23 protein-coding genes are annotated in these 24,961 nt (G+C 43.5%); 3 read left to right on the forward strand and 20 right to left on the reverse strand.

Annotated features, from left to right (window positions below; all coding sequences use genetic code 11):
- Positions 1 to 96 precede the first annotated feature (96 nt).
- Positions 97 to 1,137, reverse strand: a complete 1,041-nt coding sequence (locus ABVF21_RS09120; protein ID WP_371018072.1) for a zinc-binding dehydrogenase — start codon at positions 1,135 to 1,137, stop codon at positions 97 to 99.
- A 144-nt stretch (positions 1,138 to 1,281) separates the two neighbouring features.
- Here ABVF21_RS09120 and ABVF21_RS09125 point away from each other — a divergent pair, with 144 nt between their 5' ends.
- On the forward strand, positions 1,282 to 2,688 hold the full coding sequence (locus ABVF21_RS09125; protein ID WP_371018073.1) for an amino acid permease: 1,407 nt from the start codon (positions 1,282 to 1,284) through the stop codon (positions 2,686 to 2,688).
- 58 nt (positions 2,689 to 2,746) lie between these two features.
- Here the strand turns inward: ABVF21_RS09125 and ABVF21_RS09130 are convergent, their stop codons facing one another.
- The 4 genes from ABVF21_RS09130 to ABVF21_RS09145 all read right to left on the reverse strand — a co-directional run bounded on the left by ABVF21_RS09130 (position 2,747) and on the right by ABVF21_RS09145 (position 6,998).
- Positions 2,747 to 4,126, reverse strand: coding sequence for a Glu/Leu/Phe/Val family dehydrogenase (locus ABVF21_RS09130; RefSeq protein ID WP_303530041.1), 1,380 nt, complete (start codon positions 4,124 to 4,126; stop codon positions 2,747 to 2,749).
- Between the two features lie 188 nt (positions 4,127 to 4,314).
- The gene (locus tag ABVF21_RS09135; RefSeq protein ID WP_371018074.1) at positions 4,315 to 5,298 is read right to left on the reverse strand and encodes a Gfo/Idh/MocA family protein; all 984 of its coding nucleotides are present in this window, start codon (positions 5,296 to 5,298) and stop codon (positions 4,315 to 4,317) included.
- A gap of 157 nt (positions 5,299 to 5,455) precedes the next feature.
- A complete protein-coding gene (locus tag ABVF21_RS09140) occupies positions 5,456 to 6,031 on the reverse strand; it encodes a hypothetical protein (RefSeq protein ID WP_371018075.1) in 576 nt (191 codons plus the stop codon).
- Positions 6,032 to 6,101: 70 nt separating this feature from the next.
- On the reverse strand, positions 6,102 to 6,998 hold the full coding sequence (locus tag ABVF21_RS09145) for an acetamidase/formamidase family protein (protein WP_303530045.1): 897 nt from the start codon (positions 6,996 to 6,998) through the stop codon (positions 6,102 to 6,104).
- A gap of 286 nt (positions 6,999 to 7,284) precedes the next feature.
- Between ABVF21_RS09145 and ABVF21_RS09150 the strand changes: the two genes are divergently transcribed.
- Together ABVF21_RS09150 and ABVF21_RS09155 are read left to right on the forward strand one after the other, a co-directional pair.
- Positions 7,285 to 8,718, forward strand: a complete 1,434-nt coding sequence (locus ABVF21_RS09150; protein ID WP_371018076.1) for an alkaline phosphatase — start codon at positions 7,285 to 7,287, stop codon at positions 8,716 to 8,718.
- Between the two features lie 65 nt (positions 8,719 to 8,783).
- The gene (locus ABVF21_RS09155; RefSeq protein ID WP_303530049.1) at positions 8,784 to 9,461 is read left to right on the forward strand and encodes a DUF4352 domain-containing protein; all 678 of its coding nucleotides are present in this window, start codon (positions 8,784 to 8,786) and stop codon (positions 9,459 to 9,461) included.
- Positions 9,462 to 9,622: 161 nt separating this feature from the next.
- Here ABVF21_RS09155 and ABVF21_RS09160 read toward each other — a convergent pair whose 3' ends face one another.
- From ABVF21_RS09160 to ABVF21_RS09230, 15 genes are all read right to left on the reverse strand, one after another.
- The gene (locus ABVF21_RS09160; protein ID WP_283152775.1) at positions 9,623 to 9,778 is read right to left on the reverse strand and encodes a hypothetical protein; all 156 of its coding nucleotides are present in this window, start codon (positions 9,776 to 9,778) and stop codon (positions 9,623 to 9,625) included.
- 71 nt (positions 9,779 to 9,849) lie between these two features.
- A complete protein-coding gene (locus ABVF21_RS09165; protein WP_194220586.1) occupies positions 9,850 to 10,047 on the reverse strand; it encodes an IDEAL domain-containing protein in 198 nt (65 codons plus the stop codon).
- A gap of 160 nt (positions 10,048 to 10,207) precedes the next feature.
- Positions 10,208 to 11,776 carry a BCCT family transporter gene (locus ABVF21_RS09170; protein ID WP_194222223.1) on the reverse strand — a complete coding sequence of 523 codons (1,569 nt, stop codon included), beginning with the start codon at positions 11,774 to 11,776 and terminating at the stop codon, positions 10,208 to 10,210.
- A gap of 186 nt (positions 11,777 to 11,962) precedes the next feature.
- Positions 11,963 to 13,414: an aldehyde dehydrogenase family protein gene (locus tag ABVF21_RS09175; RefSeq protein WP_303530057.1), complete on the reverse strand. Its 1,452-nt coding sequence runs from the start codon at positions 13,412 to 13,414 to the stop codon at positions 11,963 to 11,965.
- Positions 13,415 to 13,434: 20 nt separating this feature from the next.
- On the reverse strand, positions 13,435 to 14,487 hold the full coding sequence (locus ABVF21_RS09180) for a homoserine dehydrogenase (protein WP_371018078.1): 1,053 nt from the start codon (positions 14,485 to 14,487) through the stop codon (positions 13,435 to 13,437).
- A 15-nt stretch (positions 14,488 to 14,502) separates the two neighbouring features.
- Positions 14,503 to 15,696: a M20 metallopeptidase family protein gene (locus tag ABVF21_RS09185; protein ID WP_371018079.1), complete on the reverse strand. Its 1,194-nt coding sequence runs from the start codon at positions 15,694 to 15,696 to the stop codon at positions 14,503 to 14,505.
- A 24-nt stretch (positions 15,697 to 15,720) separates the two neighbouring features.
- Positions 15,721 to 16,923, reverse strand: coding sequence for a cystathionine gamma-synthase family protein (locus ABVF21_RS09190; protein ID WP_322098377.1), 1,203 nt, complete (start codon positions 16,921 to 16,923; stop codon positions 15,721 to 15,723).
- 13 nt (positions 16,924 to 16,936) lie between these two features.
- Positions 16,937 to 17,908, reverse strand: coding sequence for a cyclodeaminase (locus ABVF21_RS09195; RefSeq protein ID WP_371018080.1), 972 nt, complete (start codon positions 17,906 to 17,908; stop codon positions 16,937 to 16,939).
- 10 nt (positions 17,909 to 17,918) lie between these two features.
- The gene (locus ABVF21_RS09200; RefSeq protein WP_371018081.1) at positions 17,919 to 19,121 is read right to left on the reverse strand and encodes a M24 family metallopeptidase; all 1,203 of its coding nucleotides are present in this window, start codon (positions 19,119 to 19,121) and stop codon (positions 17,919 to 17,921) included.
- A gap of 197 nt (positions 19,122 to 19,318) precedes the next feature.
- On the reverse strand, positions 19,319 to 19,684 hold the full coding sequence (locus ABVF21_RS09205; RefSeq protein WP_371018082.1) for a nuclear transport factor 2 family protein: 366 nt from the start codon (positions 19,682 to 19,684) through the stop codon (positions 19,319 to 19,321).
- A 49-nt stretch (positions 19,685 to 19,733) separates the two neighbouring features.
- A complete protein-coding gene (locus tag ABVF21_RS09210; RefSeq protein WP_371018083.1) occupies positions 19,734 to 20,216 on the reverse strand; it encodes a hypothetical protein in 483 nt (160 codons plus the stop codon).
- Positions 20,213 to 21,898: a PucR family transcriptional regulator gene (locus tag ABVF21_RS09215; RefSeq protein ID WP_371018084.1), complete on the reverse strand. Its 1,686-nt coding sequence runs from the start codon at positions 21,896 to 21,898 to the stop codon at positions 20,213 to 20,215. The genes ABVF21_RS09210 and ABVF21_RS09215 overlap by 4 nt, the downstream gene beginning before the upstream one ends.
- Positions 21,888 to 22,913: a threonine/serine dehydratase gene (locus tag ABVF21_RS09220; RefSeq protein ID WP_303530072.1), complete on the reverse strand. Its 1,026-nt coding sequence runs from the start codon at positions 22,911 to 22,913 to the stop codon at positions 21,888 to 21,890. Before ABVF21_RS09220 ends, ABVF21_RS09215 begins: the two co-directional genes overlap by 11 nt.
- A gap of 239 nt (positions 22,914 to 23,152) precedes the next feature.
- Positions 23,153 to 24,034 carry an EamA family transporter gene (locus tag ABVF21_RS09225; protein ID WP_371018085.1) on the reverse strand — a complete coding sequence of 294 codons (882 nt, stop codon included), beginning with the start codon at positions 24,032 to 24,034 and terminating at the stop codon, positions 23,153 to 23,155.
- A gap of 65 nt (positions 24,035 to 24,099) precedes the next feature.
- Positions 24,100 to 24,831, reverse strand: coding sequence for a helix-turn-helix transcriptional regulator (locus ABVF21_RS09230; RefSeq protein ID WP_303530076.1), 732 nt, complete (start codon positions 24,829 to 24,831; stop codon positions 24,100 to 24,102).
- Between the last annotated feature and the right edge of the window lie 130 nt (positions 24,832 to 24,961).

Raw genomic sequence — 24,961 nt, forward strand, 5'->3', positions numbered from 1 at the left:
TGAAATTGGTGCACCTATTTAGAGAGCGTACTCTCCAACCTTGATAGATATAAGAAAACACCTATTTCCAAATAGGAAATAGGTGTTTCAAGCGCTCTATTCTTCTGGAAGCAGAACAATCTTCCCTAATTTACCCGCCTTTTTAAAATATACCTGCGCCTCTCTCGCCTTTTCTAACGGAAAAGTTCGATCAATAACGGGTTTGATTTTACCTTCCGCTATCGCCTCAAGCATGCGTTTGAATTCTTCTCTCGTTCCAAGAACAGAGCCGTAAAGAGTAATGTGCTTCAGATACATCGTTCTAAAATCAAGTTGTGTCTTCTGACCACCAGCTGATCCTGATGTACAAAACTTGCCGCCTTTCTTTAATACTTGAAGCGACGTTGCAAACAGAGCGTCTCCTACTACGTCTAATATCGAATCAATCGGACCACCGTTTGCTTCGATGATTTCTTCAGCGAGCTGATCGGATTTATAAGAAAGCACATGAGTGGCACCGAGGTCTTTCAGCTGATCTTCTAGGGCAAGGTCGCCAACGATCGCAATCACCTTAGCACCGAATACGCGAGAAGCGATTTGAACATTGAGCGATCCAACGCCACCGTTCGCCCCTGTTACCATGATCGTTTCACCTGGATTGGCTTGAATTTGTTCAACCATGTGCCAGGCCGTCATTCCACTTACAGAGAAAACCGCGCTTTCTGTAAAGTTAGGAAGGGGCATATCAAAGCATAATTCCGCTGGCCAAACGACGTATTCGGCATAGCCACCGTCGTATTCAGAGCCAATGAATGACATATCTTCAGAAATATGCTCCAATCCTTCTTCTCCACTAGAGGTAAATGGAAACAGCACTACATCTTTTCCGATCATCTTCTTATTATGCTCATTGCCGGCTTTTACGATTGTTCCGGTAATATCAGACCCTGGCGTTCTTGGAAACTGAACTCCCTCTGGACGCCAACCAGATTTCTTACCAGTCCCATAAGCTCCTTCTCTCATCCAAATTTCCGTGTTATTGATGGCGCAAGCTTTAACCTTAACGAGCACCTCATCTGATTTTGGCTCAGGTATCGCTTGCTCCACCACCTCTAATTGATCCACATCACCGTATCCCATTACTTGAACTGCTTTCATTCATTTATTTCCTCCATTCAGCACTGCGGTGCCTGTCACCACCCGATATTTGTCACATTATGTCTTGTTGGATATTTTATCAGTTTCTTTCTCAAGATAGTAGTAATAGGGTGATTCATTTGATTGAGAAAGAAGGTAGTCCGTATGAGAAATGAACACATTGTTCAGCAAACGGTTCAGCGTGCTCAGGAAAAGAAAGCGAACAAAGGCGATGATCACCGGCTTCACTGGTGGCAATTAACGCTTATTGGAATAGGCTCCATTATCGGAGCTGGTTTCTTTCTTGGTAGCGGTCTATCCATTGAACGAGCAGGTCCTTCTGTTCTTCTCGATTACTTAATTGCCGGGATTATCGCCTTCCTCGTTTTTAGCGCACTCGCTGAAATGTCTGTTCATGACAATGAGACGGGTTCTTTTAGAAAGTATGCTCAAATGGCTTTCGGTCATTCAATGGGATTCATGAGCGGGTGGATGTACTGGGTGTCAGGCTTGCTCATTATGGCGAGTGAAATTACAGCGCTAGGGCTTTTCACCCAGTATTGGTTCCCATCTGCACCACTCTGGCTATTGATGATTCTCTATACAGCACTTGGCATAGGGATTAATCTATTAGGAGTGAACAATTTCAGCACGCTAGAATCGTTATTTGCCGTTGTAAAGTTAGCCACACTCATCGGATTTATTGGCTTTAGCTTACTGTTTTTATTTAATGTAGTTGCGCCCGCTTCCTCTGTTCAAACCGAGACAGTGAAGATAAGCTCCCTTTTTCCAAACGGCTTAATGGGTACATGGTCTGCGATGATCTTCGTTCTCTTCTCGTTTGGAGGGATTGCGGTCGTAGGGTTAATGTCGAGTGAGCTTAAACATAAAGATGAAACACCTAAAGCAGGACTCGCTACCGTTGTGATTATGACCGTTCTCTATCTGTTATCGATTTTCTTTATTCTCTATATGGTTTCATGGACGGTGATTAGCGAAGAGGAAAGCCCATTCGTCACCGCCCTTTCGCAATTTCAACTTCCTTTTATCGGATCGATATTTACGATCATTTTAATCACAGCGGCTTTTTCCACAATGGTTGGAGCCCTATTTTCCATTACGAGGGTGCTTGTCTCTCTTAGTCACGCTGGAGATGCTCCTAAATTACTTGATCACCACACGAAAAAGGGCGTTGCCACACGGGCATTGGCCTTGAATGCCATCGCACTCGGCATCATGATTGTCGTATCTTATGTGTTACCTGATAAAGTGTATGAATACTTAACAACAGCAGCAGGGATTATGTTGATTCTAAACTGGGTGGTCATCCTCTCTTCCCAAATCAAAAACCGCCGCCATTACATTGAAACACCAACGAAGAAAAGATACTTTAAAATGATTGGAGCGCCCTTCACCTCCATTCTCGGCATTGTTCTCATCTTCATCGTCATAGCAGGGGCTGCATTTCAAGAAAGTGAACGGATAGGGCTATTTATTAGCATTGGGATAATGGCGATTATTTTCATTTCGTATTTTTTTGTGAGAAGGAAGACACAATCTACTCGCGAATGAAGGCAGCACAATACAAAAAAACCCTCCGTTGAAAATAACAGAGGGCTCTCTTCCTAAATTAATAGAGCTTCCCATGACGATAAAGAATATTAGAAAGCTTCATCACGGTGTGAATATAACAATTCTGTCTAAGGGCAAAAGGGTCACTGAAAAACTGCGGATAAATTTCGTCCATCGTTTCTTTCATTTTCTTAAAGAGAAGCGAGAATACTTCTTCTTCACTGTAGAACTGTGTTTCTCTTCCTTGTAGCCATTCAAAGTATGAAACGATAACACCGCCGGCATTCGCCAGGATATCTGGAATAACGAGCACACCATCTTCACTAAGCTTTCGGTCGGCGCCAAGAGTAATCGGGCCATTCGCTCCTTCAACGATCATGCGCGCTTTCACTTTATCGACGTTGTCTTCATGGATTTGGTCTTCAAGGGCAGCCAAAATAAGAATGTCAGTATCAAGGTAAAGCACATCCTCCCGATCTTGAATGTCAGCTTTAATATTATTTTGGCTCAACGCTTCATCCGTTGTCGGCAGATCTCCGTCATGATTCGAAGTGAACTCAATAAGCGCCTTCACATCAAGTCCGTCTTCATTATAAAGTGTAACGTTGCGATCACTTACCGCTACAACTTTAGTATCTAAATAGTTACAGCTGTAAGATTCAAGCGCCGCAACAGATCCAACGTTACCAAACCCTTGAATACCAATTGTGAGCGGGCGTTTGGAATGCTCAAGCGCAGTCTTCGCAAATCGGTTATCATTTTTCTTAAACCACTCTTCATTCTCCTTCACAAAATTATGGAGCATGTAACGAAGCGTATAGTAAACCCCTTTTCCAGTCGCTTCTCTTCGACCAAGCGACCCACCGTTCACCTGACTTTTTCCTGTAAAGCTTCCGCGATAAGGACGCCCTTGGTGAATGTTTTTGTACTCGCCCATCATCCAGTCCATTTCTCGTTCACCTGTTCCCACATCTGGCGCAGGAATATCTTTATCCGGACCTAATATATCGCAAAAATTTTGAACGTACGTTTTCGAAATCGTATGTAATTCTTTTTCCGAGAACTCACGAGGATTAATCACAACGCCGCCTTTCCCTCCACCAAATGGCACATCGTGAAGCGCATTCTTAAGCGTCATCAGCGTTGCAAGGTTAATCACTTCATCCTCTTCAACTGTTTCATGGAATCGAATACCACCTTTATACGGGCCAACGGCATTATTATGCTGTACGCGGAAAGCGGGAATTCGTAAGATCTTGCCGTTCTCAAGAGGAACGCGAAGAAATGATTTTTGAATTTGGTTCGGTGTAGAGAGAATCGATTCAAGCGACTTGAACGCATTCTCACGATCTTCGTCCTTGAAATTTGGTAAAAACGATTCATCTTCGAGTAGTGCATTTAATGATTCTTGAACAACTTCTCCATATTTACTAGCCAATTTCATCCCTCCATTATTTTCTAATCTATTAATATCGTACCCGTTTGAAACTAGTTCAAACGGGCTGGATGAAAAGGCTTACTAATTTTTTAACACAATCACAAAATCCACCGTACTACCTAGAAAAAAAGCCTGGCATGAGGCGGAATACGCTCATGCCAGGCTAGGAATTTAAAGATCTGATTCTTTTAACGTTGATCAGCCGGAAAGACGACTCCGATTTGCTTACGTGCTTCATCCATGACTTCCACTGACCGAAGAGAATTTTCGTGTGAATTAATCGAAGAATCCAGTTGACCAGACTGAATGAGCTCAATGAACTCCTTCGCTTCGTACATCATCGTATGAGACTGGTTCTGTGTGAGATCTTCAATTGATCCATCTCGATAGTGGATTTTCACATCAAGCGGTGAACCTATTTTATCGATTAGAATGCTACCATTCTCTCCTTGAATTTCGGACGGAAGATGAGAATCTGTGATTTTGGAATACATGATCACCGCTTCTTTGTCTTCATACCTAAGCAAAATACTACCTTCTCCATCAACGCCAGACTCAAGCATAACGCCTTCTGCTTTAATCGACTGTGGCATTCCTAACATTGAGACAACGGGGTACACACCATATACACCGATATCCATCAGTGAACCATTGGAGAATTTCGGGTTAAAGGCATTTAACACCGTTCCTTCTTTATAGGCATCGTAGCGAGATGAATACTGACCGTAATTCGCAACAAAGCGACGTACCTGTCCGATCTTATGCAGGTTCTCTCGCACCATTTGCATGTTTGGCATAACAGTTGACTTCATTGCTTCCATTAGAAGAACCCCGTTCCGAGAAGCAGCCTCAACCATCTGTGTCACCTCGCGCTTATTTGACGCCATCGGCTTCTCACAAAGCACGTGCTTCCCAGCATTCATGAAAATAACCGACTGCTCTGCATGAAGGGAATTCGGACTCGCGATATAGACCGCGTCGATCACATCGCTGTTAGCCATCTCCTCGAGACTCGTAAACGTCGCTTCTGCCCCATGCTTCTCAGCAAACGCCTTCGCCTTCTCTTCCGTTCTAGAGTAAACCGCCGTTAGCTTAAATTCGCTAAGCTCATTTGCCCCCGCGAGAAAATTATCCGTAATCTTATTCGTCCCAACTACACCAAAACGTACCATCAAATTCCTCCTATTTTGTTCGACAAGTGACAGGCACCGCCCGCCTTACGCCGAAATGTGTCACATTATGTAATTAGATTTAGTTTAACGCTGTCCGTACATCGTTTCAATGGAAATGAATCAAACAAACGCAATGCTGCATAAGCATTGCGTTTGTTTATTCGCTTTGTTCTATTTCCCTTTCATACCTATCATACATCGTTTCCAGTGCCCTCAAGCTACTATCAAACGTACCATGAAGGTTACCGTATTGAATTTGCGCTAAATCTCGAGTTAAAAAATTCGCATCCTTTAGCTCTTCTACACTTTCTTCAATCGCAAGACAGTTCTCAATAGAAAGGCGCAATTGTTTCTTAACATCGGCGGAATACGTCTCTTCAAAAGACAAATCGATTAACACATTTCTCGCTTCCTTGACATCAAAAGCTACATTATCAAGATCCTCTTTCGTCATGATGACCGCCTTCTCACTCATAAGCCATTCTTGGTCATACATCTGCAAAATATATTGAAGACGATCCATTGTAGGATCATCCCCTGAACCTTCAGCATACATCTTGCTTAATCCATTCATTTTCTCGGTATAATCTTCTACAAGATAAGGATCCGGGCTGTAGGAGATTGATCGATGCAAACTAAGAGAAGAATAAGGGTATAACCAGGTGAAGATAACGAAGAAAACCACAAGAGCGCCAATGAGAGATAAGATCGTAAGCTTCATTTTACGTGACATTATTTATTCCTCCGGTTCCGCAAGTTCGCGAGTGACAGGCACCACCCGTATCCGCTCGAACGCTGTCGAATCAGATCAAGCGCACGCCAAGCTGCTGCTCTAGCCATTTTGGTACAGCGAACCTAGCTGTCATTAATGGATCCACAACCTGACAGACTTCCACCTGACCAACAGCACTCATCAGCATTGTCGCATCCCCAATGGACATGCCTGTTTTCTCAGCAACTCGGTCCACCATTAGCTCTGTCGCAAGCTTCACGGCATCATCCAATGTGTCGGCAGACGCAATCTGTGTGACAAACTCTTTGTTCTCCAACATTGGTTGAACCAGTGGCTCTCCCTCTAACACTTCAAGCTTAACGGTCGCTCTTCCAGGCACTTCAATGCCCGATACACTGACTTCTCCGTCCCCCATCGCAGCGTGGAAATCACCTAATCCAAACAGTGCTCCTTCCGCAAATACTGGGAAATACAGCACGGCTCCTTCTGTTACCATCTTGTTATCCATGTTTCCACCGTGAGCCCCAGGGGTGCCGCATGAAATACCTGCTCCTTCAGGCGCAACCCCAATCACTCCGATCATCGGATTAAGCGGAATCGTAAGGCCATTGAAGTGAGCTACGCCATCTTGAATAGGAATAACTTTAGACTCCATCTCTTTCAATCGGTGCCCCATAATACCAAGCTCTGGTCCAACGACCATAACACCCTGTTCTCCAATCTCGAGCTTTTCAATTGTCACCTTTAACACATCTCCAGGTTTGGCTTCCTTCACATAGATAGGTCCCGTCGCTGGATTCACTCGGTTCCAATCAATCCCGCTAATCTCATCTTCTTCGGTTTGAAGCTGATTTTCAAAGCAGTCATACGTCACAATTTCTATCGTCGCGCCTGATGGAACAACTTTTACTGGCTTATGAGACTTATTAAAATCATAGATAACAGAATCGTTCATAAGTAACTCCATTTAACATTCCTCCAATAGTTTCATTATTAAGATGATTTTAACAGTTTGAAACCGTCTTTGACTACTTTATTCGCTTAACTCCTAAGTACTCTTCAAATAACTAGTTCTGTGAAAATAGTCTCGAAACCGCAAGTTTATTCGGTCATTCGCAGGTCACGATCTTATTACGACTAGTTATTTAATCCCGATTTTCTTAATAGCATCCTTACAATCTATTAACATTCACTTCAAATCTATCACGTAGACTATGGGCTGTGAGAAAAAATGATCCAGGGGGAACCTACATATGTTTACTAAAAATGTTAAAAAGAAACTCATTCCATTCGCTGTGATTTCATCATTAGCCGTTGCAGGATATGCTGGTGTGTCTACAGATACAGATGCTAAATCCGATAACAGAAAAAAAAATAAGAATGAAATCGAGAATGTCATTTTCTTAATCGGTGACGGCATGGGGCCGGGCTATACAACGGCTTACCGCTCATTTATGGATGATAAAACAACACCTTATATGGAAAAAACAGCTTTTGATGAGTATCTAGTAGGCGCTCAAGAAACGTATTCATGGGATCCTGAAGAAAGCGTAACGGACTCTGCTGCAGCAGGAACGGCCATGGCGGCAGGGGTGAAAACATATAACGGCGCGATTTCAGTTAACGTGGACAAAAACGAAGTAAAGACTGTTCTAGAAGAAGCTAAGGAAAATAAGAAAGCAACTGGTCTTGTCTCTACTTCGCAAATTAACCATGCAACGCCAGCATCGTTCGGTGCGCATGATGAAGATCGCAATAACTATAACGACATCGCTGACGATTATTATGATGAGATGATTAACGGTGAGCATAAAGTAGATGTACTACTTGGAGGAGGAACATCTTACTTCGAGCGCTCAGATCGCAATCTAACAGAAGAATTCCAAGAAGATGGCTACAGCTATGTAACATCGAAGGATGAGCTTAAGAAAGATAAGAACAAACAAATCCTTGGCCTTTTCGCTCCAAAAGGAATGGATAAAGCAATCGACCGTACAGAAGATGCACCATCTCTTGAAGAAATGACAGATGCCGCGCTTAACCGCTTAAGTGAGGATAAAGATGGATTCTTCCTTATGGTAGAAGGCAGTCAAATTGACTGGGCTGGTCATGATAACGATGCTGTGGCAGCGATGAGTGAAATGGAAGACTTTGAGAAAGCTTACGCAGCAGCGATTGAATTTGCAAAAAAGGACAAGCATACGCTCGTCGTTACAACGGCTGACCACTCTACTGGTGGCTTCGCAATGGGACGTGACGGTGAATACAAATGGGATCCAGCTCCACTAAAAGCAGCAAAAAAGACACCTGACTACATGGCAGCACAGATCGCTGATGGCGCTGATGTTGAGAAAACACTTACTGAAAACATCGATCTTGACTTAACATCTGAAGAAATCGCTTCTGTCAACAAAGCCACTGAAACGAATGACGTTGTGGAAATTGACAATGCCATTGAAAAAATCTTTGATCTCCGTTCAGGTACTGGCTGGACATCTGGCGGACATACTGGTGTGGACGTGAACGTCTATGCTTACGGTCCACACTCTGAAAAGTTCGCAGGTCTTCACGACAATAATGAAACAGGGCAATTGGTGATGGATCTTCTAAATGCGAAACAGAAAGGCGATCGTGATGAAGACGACGATCGGGACCATGACAACGACCACCACAAAAAAGACAAATAAGGAAGAAACTCCCGTTGCTTTAAATGCAGCGGGACTTTTCTTCCTGATGAAGGAGTTTGGTTCAAGTGAAATATGTACTTGTTGCGCTTTTATCAGCATCTCTTTTTCTCGGAGGGTGCGCAGCGAACGATGCTGATAATGACGCTGAATCACAAGCAGAGAATTCTACAACTACCGAAAAGTCTGAACCGAAGAGTGAACAAAAAGAGAATACTCGTGTAGTCGACAGCCCTCAGGCGCCTGACGACAGCTCGCTTACAGAAGTTGGTCAAACATTTCAGGATGCCGACGGGTCCATTAAGTTAAAAGCTGTTTCTGATTATAACGAGAAAACAGAAATTGGTGATGTTGAGTTAACCATTTCAGATGTTAAAGTAATGAAATACGAGCCCTCCCCTGACTTGATTGATTTCTTCCACGGATATTCTACGAATGAAGAGAAATTCAACTATGTGAAGGTTCGGGTCAATGTGAAAAACACATCGGATGAAACGGTTAACTTCGCTCCTGTTTCCTTACTTGAAACGAGTGATGGAGAGAAAAAAGGATACGATGATGATTTTTACTTGGAGAGTCTTTACGGAGATTTTGCTCCGGGTGAAGAACGGATCGGTCAGCTCGGTTTCGTATTGAATGAAACTGACGTTGAGAATCTCAAGTCGCTCACGATTCACACGAGCAACGTATTCGATGAACAGAAAGAAACGATCACGAATAGTAAGGAGATCGCGATTCCTTTTTAAAGATGCCCTACAGGGTGTCTTTTTATTTTCCGCGGATAAAAAGAGCGTTTCGCGGAATTAAGTGATGTTTTCGCGGAAAAAAACCGATTATCGCGGAATTATTTCAATTTCCGCGGAAATAAGCTGTTAAGTTCCCTATCAGATCATTTCATCTTCCTACTTCATACCGTTTTGTATCCCTTTTTTAAGTACCATAAGAGATACGTTACAAAAGATAGACCAAGCCCACCGAAGAGAAAGACTGATTGAAGTTTGTACCCTTTGTTTTCGGTCATCCAGTCCATCACAACATAAAAAACCGCTGCCAAATCTAGCATCTACATCTCCTCCAGAGTGTTTGAATACTAGATTATAAGCGAGCGGTTTGGAATATATACCAACTTTTTCATTATGTGAGTGAATTAAGGCGATCGGTTAGCTGCATGAATGACTTACGGTCACGAGAATCAAGAGCCTGGTCAATTTCTTTCTTTAGAATGTCTTGTTTTTGTTCGATGCTGGAAGCATTGATGTGTGCGATGAGCTGTTCGACCATTTCCTGTCTCTTTTCCGAAATCTGATTTTGGTAGACGTTTCGATTCTCCATCATCCAATCCTCCATTCATATTTATAGAAACGTGTTAACGTTTTCTATGCGATTAATTACAGTTTAACCGATTTTTACGATATTTAAACAATAGTTTAGAAGATTCTAATAAAAGAGGTCGAATTTTGTACTATTTTACTAGACTAGAGCTTAGGAAGTCTTAATGATCGTCTTCCTGCTTGGAGGCAGCAATTTGTGCAGAAGTCGTTTCGATCAGAGAGCGCTCCTTTTCCTTTACCTTTTCCTTATGGTCCCTTCTAAGGGAAATAAATAGCGCTCTACACATTAGAATCATGATAAAGGTAAATGGTAGAGCTGAGATGAGTGAAGCGGTTTGGAGCCCTTGAAGACCACTGCTAATAATGAGCACGACAGATATAGCAGCAATAAGTGTTCCCCAGACGATCTTCGACGCCATCGACGGGTTCATGCTTCCTTTCGATGTCATCATCCCTAATACGAAGGTTGCCGAGTCAGCAGATGTAACCAAAAAGACAGCGATTAAGAAAATCGAAAGACCTGACAAAACGGTTGTTAACGGAAACTGTTCTAGCGTAACGAATAGCGCACTCGTGACATCGTTACTAACAGCAGCGGTAATAGCCGTACCGCCGAATAGATCCATGTTCAAGGCTGCTCCTCCGAAAACAGCGATCCAAACCATCGCAATAAATGGAGGTACGATCAGCACTCCGAAAATTAACTCGCGAATGGTTCTACCTCTTGAGATTCGCGCAACAAAAGAACCGATAAAAGGCGACCAAGCGATCACCCATGCCCAGTAGAATATGGTCCAATCTTTGACCCATGATCCACCCTGGTACGGTGTCATATAGAAACTCATCTCAACAAAGTTTTGGATGTAATCACCAATCGCAACGGTAAAGCTCTCAAAAATAAAGACGGTTGGTCCAAGTATAAGTACAAATAGCATGAGTGCCAGAGCAAGCCCCAGATTCAGGTTGCTTAAGTATTTAATCCCTCTATCAAGTCCTGTTGTCGATGAAAAGAGATAGAGCACAAGAAGAATGCCGGTTATGATCAGTTGAACACCTGCGTTCTGCGGCAGGTCATACATATAATTTAAACCGCCGTTAATTTGCAGAATTCCCATCCCAAGTGATGTCGCAACACCCATAACGGTCGCAATAACAGCAAGCGTATTCACGATTGTTTTCCAGCTCGCCTTTTTCTTCGGCGTTTTCACAGTGATCGTTGAACTTATAAGTGCTCCTCGATCTTTTTTATATTGAAAGTATGCCATCACAAGACCAACGACGGTAAAAACCGACCATTGATGAATGCCCCAATGAAAGAAAGAATAGCGCATCGCTGTCCGAGCAGCCTCTTCTGTCCCGCCTTCAACTCCCAGGCCAGTTGGAGGTGTACCGAAATGAGTCATCGGTTCTGCCACTCCCCAGAAAACAAGTCCAACGCCAAATCCAGCGCTAAAGAGCATGCCGATCCAAGTGAAATAGGCATATTTTGGACGTTCGTCTTCTTTACCAAGACGTACTTTCCCATACTTACTTAGAGCTAAGTATAAACAAAATACGACGAAGAACATGACCGCGATTAAGTACAACCAGCCAAATGCATTCGTCGTAAAATTAAAAACCGAACCTGCAATTTTCGCAAACCCAGCTGGAGCAGCAGCTCCCCAAACGACAACCAGTGTAATGACGAGCGCGGATACCCAGAAAACTGGATTTCTGTAATTCGAACTCATATGCTTCTCCCCTTCATTAAATGGACGTGTGGTCTGTATCATTCTTCGTATTCTATCCTTAAAGGGTAGTACCCCGCTGCCAAAATCACTTGAAATGAAGTCGGTCAATTAGTAGGGAACTGCCCATTAAGCACAGAAGATTTACTAAACCGTCAGAGAAGGAACCCCTTCCCTGACTGAAGTTACTTAAGCTTTCATTCGATGTTTCAGCTTAAAACTAACGACTCGTGGCTCAGTCATTTCAAGAATGGAGCTCCTCACACCTTCTCGCCCAATTCCTGAACCTTTAACCCCACCGAAGGGCATTCCATCAATTCGATAATCTGAGCTATCATTAATCATTAGCCCACCTACTTGCAGTCGGGTTATGGCTTCAAAGGCTTTTTCGAGATTTTCAGTGAAAATCCCCCCGTGTAATCCATAGTTCACACCATTTGCAAGATCAATAGCTTCATCTAAATCATTGACAGGGTAAAGAAGAACAGCGGGTCCGAAAATTTCCTGCTTGGCGATCATACAATCCTGAGGAACGTGTGTAAGGACAGTTGGTGTATAATAAGCCCCCTCTCTCACACCGCCAGTAAGGAGATTCGCTCCTTGCTCCAGTGCCTCACCTACCCACGCTTCCACTCTTATCGCTTCCTTTTCATTAATCATCGGCCCCATGTCAGTCGTTTCAAGCATTTTATCACCAACAGACAGAGCCACCGTCTCTTTAACAAACAGTTCTTCAAAAACGTCGTAGATTCCTTCCTGAATATACACGCGTTGAACGCCGATGCAATTTTGCCCAGCTGCCGAAAACGAGCCTGATACGATTGCCTTTACAGCATGTTCGAGGTCCGCATCATCCAATACGATTACCGGGGAATTCGAGCCTAGCTCCATGCTGATTTTCTTTAAACCTGCTTGGTGTGTAATCTGTTCACCTGTTTCTAGACCGCCGGTAAATGAAATCATACGAACGTCAGGATGTGTCACAAGCACGTTTCCAATCTCACTCCCTCTTCCGGTAATGACAGAGAGTACTCCGTGTGGAAGATCAGCATTGTCGAATGCTTCCGCTAGAAGAAGCGCGCTAAGCGGAGTTACTGTAGCAGGCTTCACGATGATCGCATTGCCTGCTGCAATTGCTGGTCCGATCTTATGCGCCACAAGATTTAGAGGATCATTAAATGGCGTGATGGCTCCTATAATGCCAACGGGAAAGCGAAAATAATAACCAAGTCGATCTTCACTCCCGGGACGCTGATCAAACGGAATCGTTTCCCCGTTAATTCGCCTTGCCTCTTCAGCTGATAACCTCAACGTTTCAATACAACGCTGAACCTCTCCTCTTGCTTCCTTAATCGTTTTACTACCTTCCATTGCAATCGTTCTAGCAAAACGCGTTCGATTCTCATCAACATACTCAGCAGCTCTGTGAAGGATCGTCATTCGCTTATGAACTGGAAGCTCACTAGCGATTTTCATTCCTATTTTCGCTTCGTTAATGGCGAGATGCATATCTTCAGCAGATGCAGAAGGAACACTGCAAATAAGAGATTGATCATGCGGATCCAACACTTCAATCTTTGCCTCTCTCGTCGTCCATTTCCCTGCAAGATACATGCCCTGAACAGCCGTTTGCGTCGTCATCCTCACATCCATCCTTCCCATTAGGTAGTAATCGCTGTTTTCTCCCGATGAAAGTGAATTAAATCGATTAATAGCGAGAAGCCCGTTTCTTTAATTCCAGCTCCTGCTCCTGATAAAGTAATCGGCCCAGCAAGACTGCATTCATACGTAATCGCGTTCGTTGCACCACTAATCGTAGCAAGAGGATCAGTAAGCGGTAGCCGTTCTGGCCCTACGGTTGCAGTGACGCCATTCTTTCCTTTCTTTAGCGTTCCTAACAGCTTCCACCGTTCCCCGTCGCGCTTTGCATCCACGATATCCTGATTCGTTAAATGCCTTATACCTTTGCAGACTACCTCCTCCACTGCCAAAGATGCGCCCATCACATAATTTGCTAGAATGACAGTCTTATATCTAACGTCATATCCTTCAATATCGTTCGTTGGATCAGCTTCTGCAAATCCAAGATTCTGCGCTTCTTTTAATGCATCTTGAAACGATAAACCTTCTTCCATTCGAGTTAACATGTAATTGGATGTCCCGTTAAATATCCCTCTTATCTCAGAAATATCATTTCCAGCGAGCGTCGTCATGGGCATTCGGAGAGCTGGAGTGCCGCTCATAACGGTTCCTTCAAATCCAAAAAACACTCCGTTGTTCTTCGCAAGCTGACTCAGTTCTCGATACGCTAGTGCAATAGGTCCTTTATTTGTTGTAACGACATTTTTGCTTGCTTGAAAAGCTGCTTTACAGTGATCAATCGCAGGCTGTCCTGTCCTCACATCCGTAAACGTTACTTCGACAATCGTATCCGCATTCGACTGCTTGATCGTTTGCATACTATTAAGCCCTCTAATAAGTCCAGGTTCGTTAGGATAAGACTGAAGCGATCCTGTGGAATCCAACGTTTCCTTAACTACTTTGAGATTAAGACCTTCTGGATGATAAAGTGAACCTTTCATCATATCCGAAATAGCGACTACTTTAAGTTCCAGCCCTTCTTTTTCAACAAGTTCATTACCTTGATTTTGAATAATGTCGGCGAGTCCCTGACCAACTCCCCCAAAGCCTATGAAGGCGATGCGATGCGCCACTTATGACACCTCCGTTTAGATTGTTTGAAGCATTTCGTGCGCTGTTTTCGTTAGAATCGCTGTTCCAATCGGAAGACATCGTTCATCAATATCAAATATAGGTGTATGAAGCTCTCTACTAATCCCGTCTCTTATTGCACTACCAAGGAAAAACATCGCTGCCGGCACTTGCTCTGCCATATAGGCAAAATCTTCACCGCCTAGGCCAAATGGTCCGCGTGCAATTTCCATTTCTGGATTTAACTCAGTCGCAACCTTTTCAATGATGCGATTCACGCGCGGTGAATTTCTGAGAGCCGGCTCGCCATTCTCAACATGAAACTCATATGTCCCACCAAGTGCCTCCGCTATCTTAAATGCTTTTTCAAGCTCTAAGGTCAAGTTCTCCCTCACTTCTGCCGAATAAGAACGAAATGTCCCAACTATCCTCACTTCATCCGGAATAACGTTGCTAGCACTCCCAGCGTGAATCTCACCAATGCTTGCCACAGCTGTCTCAAGGGGCGAAATGCGACGATTCACAATGCTATAGAGCGCTGGAAGCACAGAAGATAATATCCAGATCGGATCCGATCCCATATGCGGATATCCCCCATGACCTCCTGAGCCAGTTATCACTCCTTCAAATATGTCGACATTCGCCATGCTTTCTCCATCATTTACTTGAATAACACCTACCGGCTGCCACGGACATACATGAAGAGCCACAGCTGCTTCCACGTCATCTAACACTCCATCCAAGATCATATAAGAAGCACCTGAGAGCCCGCTCTCATCCGTTGCTTCTTCAGCAGGTTGGAAAATGAGCTTCACCGTACCTTGAAGACTTCCATTACGCAAATCCTCAACTAGCAGTTTTGCAACGCCAAGAAGCATCGCCGTGTGAGCATCATGACCACAGGAGTGCATCACTCCGTCGTACTTCGACCGATAGCTGTGAGTACCTGATTCTTGAATAGGAAGGGCATCCATGTCCGCTCTAATGGCAATGGTTGGTCCTGATCCTCCACTAATTGTTCCAACCACTCCATGACCCCCACACGCCTGAATATGAGGCACACCTATTTCTCGTAACGTTGTCGCAACGAATTCAGCCGTTTGCTTCTCTTGAAAGCTAAGTTCAGGATGCGCATGAAGCGTTCGCCGGAATCTAACTAACTCCTCCTTCATCGCCTCCGCTCGCTCCATTTCCGTATGCTTCGGCGCCATGACCGTCCCTCCTTTGCCGTGTGTCTATACCTTTGCCTCGCTGGATACGGATTGGAACGCCTGTTCAAGATCAGCAATCAAATCCTCAACATCCTCAATTCCCGCTGAATATCTGACGAGACCTTCTGGAATGCCCATGAGTGCCCGCTCTTCTGGCGTACATTCAACATGGCTCGTTGTACGAGAAGGTCCTACTGTCGTTTCCACCGCCCCGAGATTCGCCGCTCGGTTGGCATATTTTAGTTTCGGAAGTAACTGACGCATCGTTTCAACCCCGCCTTTCACAGAGAAGCTGAACATTCCTCCGAAATCCTTCATCTGTTTCTTTGCAATCTCATGGCCTGGGTGCGTTTCAAGCCCCGGGTAAAAAACAGCTTCTACAAGCTCCTGAGTTTGGAGATATCTCGCAACCTTCATTGCGTTTTCACACTGTTTCTTCACCCTTAGATGCAATGTTTTCATACCTCTTAAAAGGAGATACGCGGCCATCGGATCCATTGTCGCTCCATTGATTTCTCGGTAGTGGTAGATTTTCTCGATCAGTTCTTTTCTTCCACAAATGACGCCCCCAAGTGCATCGGCGTGGCCACCGAGAAACTTCGTTGCACTATGAAGAACGAGGTCAACACCGAGCTCCAGCGGATTTTGATTAATTGGCGTAGCGAACGTATTATCTACAACGACAAGTGCACCAACATCATGACCTGCTTTCGCCATGCGCTTGATGTCCGTAATTTTTACCGTTGGATTTGTTGGTGTCTCGAGATAGAGAATCTTACATCCCTTTGCCACTTCCTCCTCAATCATCTCGTGATCTCCTGTTTCACATAACACCACTTCGATGTTTAACCTTGGCAAAAACTCGGTGAAGATTTTATTCGTACCTCCATAAGTATCCTTAATGGATACAATACGGTCGCCAGGCAAAAGAAAAGTCGAGAGTGTGTTGCTGATGGCGGCCATCCCTGTCGAGAAGCTAGTAGCTGACTCAGCCCCTTCAAGAGCTTTCACTTTGTCTTCAAAAGCCTGAACAGTTGGATTCGTATTTCGTCCGTAAATATGTCCCTTCTTGTTTCCAACCGCCACTTCATACCATTCGTCCATATCGTCATACCCATAAGCTACACTAAGAACGACCGGAACCTGAGTGGCCCCATGTACAAGATAATCCTTTTCCCCTGCCCATACCGCTTTTGTTCCATTGTTTGTTTTCTTCATCTTCGTCATCTCCTTTTTCTAACTAGTGAATGGATGCCCATGCTTTCTTTTCCTTAAGCAAGTTGTACGTATACAGAGCGATCGCTGTGTCCTGGACACCCGTTCCAGTTAAATCGCATACCGTTACTTGCTCGTTAGTAACTCTGCCTTTCATACGCCCCGCCGTAATCTCACCAATTTCCACTGCCTTCTTCATCATTTGTTTCTGATCAACCGCATGGTGAATTTCTCCTAGTTTACGAGATTGATTTTTCACATCGCACACAAAAAGGTCCGCCTTTTCTAGAACTCCCGCTTCAAGCTCCTGCTTCACTTCGGCATCTGATCCCATCGCGGTAATATGAAGGCCGCTGTGCAGCCATTCCTCTTTGATAATCGGGGTTGTCGCAGGGGTGGTTGTCACAACAATATCGCTATTCCGTACAACGTCTTCCGCGCTCGCTGCCTCAACCTTTATCCCAAGCCCAGCCTCCATGTCTTTCATATAGCGCGCAACGTTATCTTCCTTCCGCCCGTACACTAGTACTCTTTCAATTTGACGTACGCGCGAAATCGCCTCAAGCTGATAGCGCGCCTGACTTCCTGATCCGATAACCCCTGCCGTTCGTGCGTCTTCCCTTGAGAGATGCTTCGCCGCTACTGCCCCTGCGGCTGCAGTTCGAATATCCGTTAAATATCCATTATCGAGAAGGAGCGCCTCAGGCTTTCCTGTTTGTGAGTGAAAAAGCATCATGAGACCATTTCCACTAGGTAATCCTCGTTTGTAATTATCGAAAAAACCCGTTGATACTTTGATCGCGAAATAATCTAGTCCTTCCACATAAGCTGATTTCACATCAACTTCTCCGTTGTAAGAAGGAATATCGATCCGCATAATCGGAGGCATCTCTACTCGCTTTGTAGCAAAGCTCGTGAACGCATCCTCCACTACTTGAATGGTCTCGGCATTCAGAACAACGTGCTTTCGAATCTCTTCCTCTGTTAAAAGAATCATCACATCACTCCTACACCGCATCATTATCCATCGCAAAAAGATTTGTTGCGGTAATTAGTTTTCGCGGCATGTTTGCCAGCACCTCAATGCCTGAATTAGTGACGTAAAAAGACTCACTAATTTCAATACCAAAATCGTCATACCAGATTCCTGGAATCATATGAAAAGCCATATTCGGCTTCAATACTGTTCGATCCCCCTGCCTGATGCTCGCCGTATGTTCACCCCAATCTGGCGGATAATTCAGCCCCATGGAATACCCAATCCGAGAATCCTTGATAACACCGTACTTCGCAATCGTTCTGCGCCAAACTTCCTCCACTTCCTCGCACGTGACGCCAGGCATCGCAAATGCAAGAGCTTCATTCAAGCCTTCAACGACAACACTTGCGATGTCATTCACTCGATCTTCTTGAGAACCGATCGATACCGTTCGAGCCATTGGACAGTGGTATCGTTTATAACAGCCTGCCAGCTCAATAATAACGAGATCTTTATCTCGGTACTTTTTATCGGTCCAAGTTAGATGCGGTGTACATGTGTTTTCACCAGAAGGGAGCATGGGCACAATGGCAGGATAATCACCGCCGAATTCAGGGGTACCACGAATCAAACTTTGATATATATCACCAACCACATCACATTCTCGAACCCCTTCTGCAATGGACTGAATCGCCTTTGTCATGCCACCTTCAACAAGTCTTGCCGCATTGCGAATGTACGCAATTTCCTGATCTGACTTAATCATCCTCACATGATTGACGAGCAGCGTCGCATTTTTCCAAACCGCATTCGGCAGCCCCTTTTTTAAATGTTCGAACGCGAGAGCTGAGAAATAATAAGCCCCCATCTCCACACCAATGACGCGATTACCCTGACCAATTTGCCTTAAGATATCTGCTACAAAATCCATTGGATGCTTGACGTCTGAATGAACATAGTCATCCGTATAGGAAATAATGTTCTCACGATAGAGCCACGTCGTCGCTTTCGCACCATTCGCATCCATTTTTCTGCCGATCCAGAGCGGATGCTCTTCATCAATGATGACAACGACCATCTGATCAACATAGAAGGACCAACCGTCATAACCAGAGAGATAATTCATATTTGCTGGATCAGTGATCAACAACACTTCAAGACCTTCCGCTTCCATCCGTCTCTTCGTGCGCTGAATCCGCTCCTGAAATTCACTCATCTCAAATGATTGCATCGAGATCATTCCCCCTCCCACTTCTTTTTTCTGAATATTTAGTTAATTGATTACATTCATCATACCTAACAGAGGTTTTTAAGACATCCGCTAAATTGTATGAAGTTTACCTTTTTGCTTTAGACAATTTTAATCATGAGACTTCTCTTGTAAACAAAAAAAGGCAGTACCCTCGCCCGGGTACCACCTTCTGAACATTACGATTTTACTTCAATGATATAAGTTGTTATTTCTTTAATTCTTCCATCCTTGAATTTATTAAATCGATAGGTTTCACAGAAAGCATAGCCTTTCTTTTCTTCTAAGTCATTCGTTGTATGAATTGTTCCTTCGACAGCGGCCGTTATGCCATGCGTAATGATCGTCTTAACGGTCAATTCAGTCTTTCCTTCTCGAGGCATCTCCTGAAACGCTTTCTCGAATTCATCTTTTCCACGAATTTCGTCTTCGCCTACCATATTCCACTTAATATCATCTGTCACACTATTTAAAACAATTTCCTTATCTCCTCGTATAAATGCCTCGTTAAACTCCTGAAGTAACTTGCCTTTCGCAGTCGCCATCACTCATTCGCCTCCATAAAGTTTAAAGTATGTTCAAATAAGACAGCTCTTAAATCCAGTTCACTCCCCATAGGCTGTGCAATAGAATCATATAAAATGTCATAATGACCGTTACAATCATGAAAATCAACGTAATAAACCTATAAGGTAGACCTTTTTTAAAAGTAATGATGGAAATAATAATCGAAATAGCAGCCACTGCATAGTAAGCAAAGAAGAGCGGATAAAATGTGTAAGGGCCTAGAAATAGACAGAACACTGCAAACTGAAGTATGAAAGCTAAAAAAGAGAGTGATAGCCATATTAATGAGCTCTTGTAAACGAAAGCAGTAACAATCGACAATAGGAAAGTACAAGAAAGTAGGACAACAAGGGACCATTCGTAAACAAAAAACAACGATTCGTCCGATACCGCTAGAGAGTAGCCAATGATTGATAGCGGAATAATAGCTAGAAGCAGAAGCGCATTTATCTTGATATAGCTCAATTCATTCAGCTTCAAGTGATCATGACTTAATTCGGTGGAAGTCAAAAGCGTCCCTCCTTTAAAACGTCGGAATCTCTTAACCCAACCGACCAAATTTTGATGCTTAAATCAAGTAAAAACACGTCATCAGGATTCATTAAAGATAGCCTTGTCAACGATTCAATTTTTCGTAGTCGATACAGAAGAGACTGCCTATGAAGATTGAGCTTTCGAGCGGTTTGACTTACGTTCCCATTATTTAAATGATAGGCAGTGAACGTACCGATAAGATCCATCTTTCGCTTCTCATCGTAATCAACAAGCGGGGTGATCGTTGACATCGTAACCTCCTGCACATCCTTATCGTACGAGAGACGTTGCAACAACCGATTGATTTTCGTATCTTCATAATCTATGCGACTGCCCACGCCTTTTTGTTTTCTTCCAAGCTCTAGTGCTACGCATGCTTTACTGTAGCTCTCTTCAAAAACAATCACGCCATCACCATGCTGCCCGATCCCCCACGTCAGCAAGACGCCAGGAAGCAATCGACTCAACCTCCTCTCCAATAAGTCGAGGTATTGATTCACAAGTTCATTCGTTCCAGGAGTCGTTTCTAGAAAGATAAGTAGCTTCGATTCTTGAACGGTGGTAAGAATTCTCTTCTGAATCGTTTCTCCAGCAACAAGAATTTCCTCGCTCACATAATAGATCATGCTTTCAAACCAGTGTTGATACGAAGCAAATCCTTCTTTATTCTTTCTGAACAGCTCCTCCAGATTATCCAGCTCTCCTACAACACAAACATAAGGGAGCGTGAGGTTATATCCGAGAAGTTTCCCTCTCGAAAGAAGACGCTCTTTTGATACAAATTCTCCATTTGCTAAACTTAGAATAAAATCATCCTTTAATCGCATTTCTGTCTCTTCGATCGCGCTGTCTTTTAGAAAAGAAAGGGCTGCAGCAGTCGTGGCATGCTCAAGAAGATTCGTATCCAAATTGTTCGGATGATTGACGGAAAATATCACCATTTGACCCTGTTCCTTACCTGCAGACTGAATTCTCATCAACAGCCCAGGAGTATCGCCAATGACGATTTTCTCCATTTTTTTATGAAGAGGATGAAGATTTCCATCATGAACAACGGTCACATGACACTCACAGTGGCGTTGCCAATGAGTAACATGTTCAGTGGTACACCCTGCTTTGCCTTTCACTCTTCCTAAAGGGTCAGTAATCAGGACAGGAGAACCAAGATGTTTATGAACATAACGAGCTATATCTGAGCAGCTTCCGCCTTGAAGAACCATTTCTAAGAGACGTTGCTGTACCTCTTCTGATCGCTTCAGCTCTTCCTGCTGATAGTGATTAATTTTCTCCATACAAGAATGAATAACATCGGAAAACCGAATTTCCCAGGTCATTTCAATAAGGACAAAACCTCTCTGTTCTGCGAAGGAAATCACTCGTTTTGGAATATCGTATAAATGTCGACCTGTCGCAAGGGCAAGGGCTGACGCGCCTGATTCATAAACATCCTCGACAAAACGAAGCAAAGCATCTGAATCGTTGCCAAGTCCCACGCCAGTGGAAAGAACAAACTCATGCTGACGCACAAAATTTTCCACAGGTGTCTCAATCACTGAGACCCACTCAACTTGTTTCTGTTCAAGACGAGACTTTCCAGAAAGGACTCTTGCATCCGCAAGCATTGGTAACGCTGTGATTTCCCCAAGATTAACAGCCATCTTCATCACCCTTATGTGTGGAGATGACCTCTAGCAACCGGTCAACATCCACATTACTCCCGCTTACAAGCGCCGCTGTTCTCAACCCTATCTTTCTCGTTTTTTTATGTAAAAGGACTGAAACAGCTGTTGCTGCAGCTCCTTCAACTCCAATCTGATGGTGTCGGAATAAAAAGGACATGCCTCGCGCAATCTCTTCTTCTGAAAGCAACACGATATCATCCACATAATTCCTCACCATCGTGAACGTGTATCGATTATCCGCTCCTATACCGCCTAGTAAACTATCGGCTAGCGTAGTTTCTTCAGGCATAATAACTGGACGAGTCGCGCGAATGCTTTCGTACATCACAGCTGCACGCTTCATTGAAACCCCGATCACTTGAATGTTCGGATTAGCCGCTTTCAATCCGAGTGCAATTCCTGATAGAAGGCCTCCTCCTGACAAAGGGATCACGCACGTATCGAGGTTCGGAAGTTCTTCAAGTAGTTCAAGTGCAATCGTTCCCTGTCCAGCGATGACTTCAGGATCATCGAATGGTTTAATGACCGTCATCCCTTCCCGATCACGCAGTTCATAGCTAAACGCCTCAGCATCATCTTGATTTTGACCAGCCTGTCGCACTTCCGCTCCCATCTCACTAAGCTTCTTTACTTTATTTATAGGAACGCGATTCGAAATGCAAATATGTGCTTTCACTCCAAGCTGCCTTGCTACATAAGCAACCGCTAATCCGTGATTACCGGTAGAGAACGTCGTAACACCTTTCTTCCGTTCTTCCTCTGACAAACTCAGAATCTTATTGGCTGCTCCCCGTAATTTAAACGAACCCGTTTCCTGAAGGTTTTCTAATTTAAGATAAGCCGCCGTATCACTTACACTTGAAAGTCTTTCTGATTGAACAAGAGGAGTTGTTTTAATAAATGATGCAATGCGCTTCTTAGCGATCCAAATATCTTGGAGCGAAGGCGGGTTGATGGTTTTTGGTTGAAGGCGATTATGGGAAGTGGCCATATACATTGATGCCTCCTTTGAAGAATTTAAAGGACTACTCGATAATTCTATATATTCTGTTAATTATACAGGGAATAGGTATAAATTTCTAATTTTTCAAGAAATTATTCACAAAAAAAGAGCCTCTCATTTTTGAGACTCTCAAGTTGGATTTTTTCACCATCATCTCTTCTTTTCTAAAGCTCTTTCATTTAGAAAGGTTTTATACTAAGAAAATGAATGGAGATTTATATTGGCTCTCATAGAGATAGAGAGCCCCGATGCTGCTTTTTCGAAGGAAGCGATAAGATTGTTAACCCACCAAATAGTAACCCAATTCCGATCCAAGACATAAGAGAAAGTACCTCTCCTACAATTAAAACGCCGAGTAGTGAGGCGGTTAAGGGCTCTGTTAATGAGAGCGTTACAGCTGTAGCAGACGATACTCCTACTAATCCTCTCGCATACAATAGATAAGCTAACCCGGTCGCTAAGATACCCAAATGGAGGGCAACTAATAACCCATTTATCTCCAGAAGCCACGACAGATCATAGAAAAAGAGAAGTGGCGAGAGTAAGAGAGCGCTTAGTGTAAAAACAACCGCTACAATAGTATCTGGTAAATACGTTCTAACTAACCTTTTACTAATTAATGTATAAACAGCAAAAGATAGTCCAGCACCAAACGCCATAACAATCCCAATAAGATCTACACGTATACTATCTCCATTGGAGACTAATAAAGCACAGCCGAGAATAGAAAGTCCAGTGGAGAGCCACCACTTTTTCTCCGGAATTTGCTTTTGTATGAGCCATTCTAGTATCCCTGAGAAAACCGGCGCACTCCCAATCGCTACCACTGTTCCAATTGCCACTCCTGTCTGTAAAACAGCCGAGAAAAAAAGTGGTTGGTAAGCGGCCATAGCGATAGATGCGGCGATAATGTATGGAATCGATTTACTGCTTATCAACAGTTTTCTTTGAACGAATAAAAGCACTAATAGGGTTAGTCCGCCAAATGCAAGACGAATCGCTCCAATCGCAATCGGACTTGCAAGCGGCGCAAAAGATTGCGCCGTACCAGTTGTTCCCCATAGCATAGCACCTACAATAATCAATACGACAGATTTTCTATGTTGCATCCTCTTCCCCCTCTGAATCTGAAGTCCATATGTTTATCATAAGGGAGATTTCTCAGAGATGCTTATCATGAATGAAGCTCCTTTTTGTCCAATTTCATGATCTTTCGATAGTGCTGAGGAGAGCATCCTGTATATTGCACGAATAAACGGGTAAAGGAGGAAGGGTATTCATAACCGACCTCTTGGCTTATGTTAGTAATCGACCAGCTCGTTTCCAGCAATAAGCGTTTGGATTCTTCTAAGCGAACATGATGAATATAAGTGCTTACTTTTTTACCTGTTACCTTCTTAAACCAGGCTGAATAGTAAGATGGATGATAATGTTCGATTTTCGCTAAGAGTTCTAGGTCCACTTTTGAAGCAAAGTGATCATGAATGTATTGAACAGAAGCATACCGGTTCTTCTTTAGCTTTGTGCCAATGAATCGTACTAATTGAGTTAAAGCTGCTGAAGAACGATCTTGATACGCCTCTTCTAAAAGCAAATATCGGATAGATTTCCACTGTTCATTTAAATCAATATACTGTTCCTCTAAGCTTGTGAGGGAACCAGAGAAATAATGACTCGGAATATCCAATGTAAGACATTCATTGTGGGAAGAGGAGGAAAAAGTATGACGACGAGATGGGGCTAAATAGAATGCATGATTCCCATCAAGCTCTAACATACCGTTATCTGTTTCCATTGATAGCAACCCTTTTAACGGAAATAAAAATTGACCATACATATGCTCATGTGTATTGGCTTCCTCCGTATAAATGCGTTTCTCACAAACGGCCTGCGTTAACTCATCCATATTCTCCACCTCCCTAACCGATTTCCTATCATTTTATTCTTTTTTGCATTCTCTATCTAGTCCCTACTGAGAAAATACCATTTCAAAAAAACAAAAGACCATCTCCTTCGAACAGAGATGGTCTTTCTCA

The organism is Pseudalkalibacillus sp. JSM 102089 (genome assembly GCF_041366475.1).
In the GTDB taxonomy this organism is placed as follows: domain Bacteria; phylum Bacillota; class Bacilli; order Bacillales; family Guptibacillaceae; genus Guptibacillus; species Guptibacillus hwajinpoensis_B.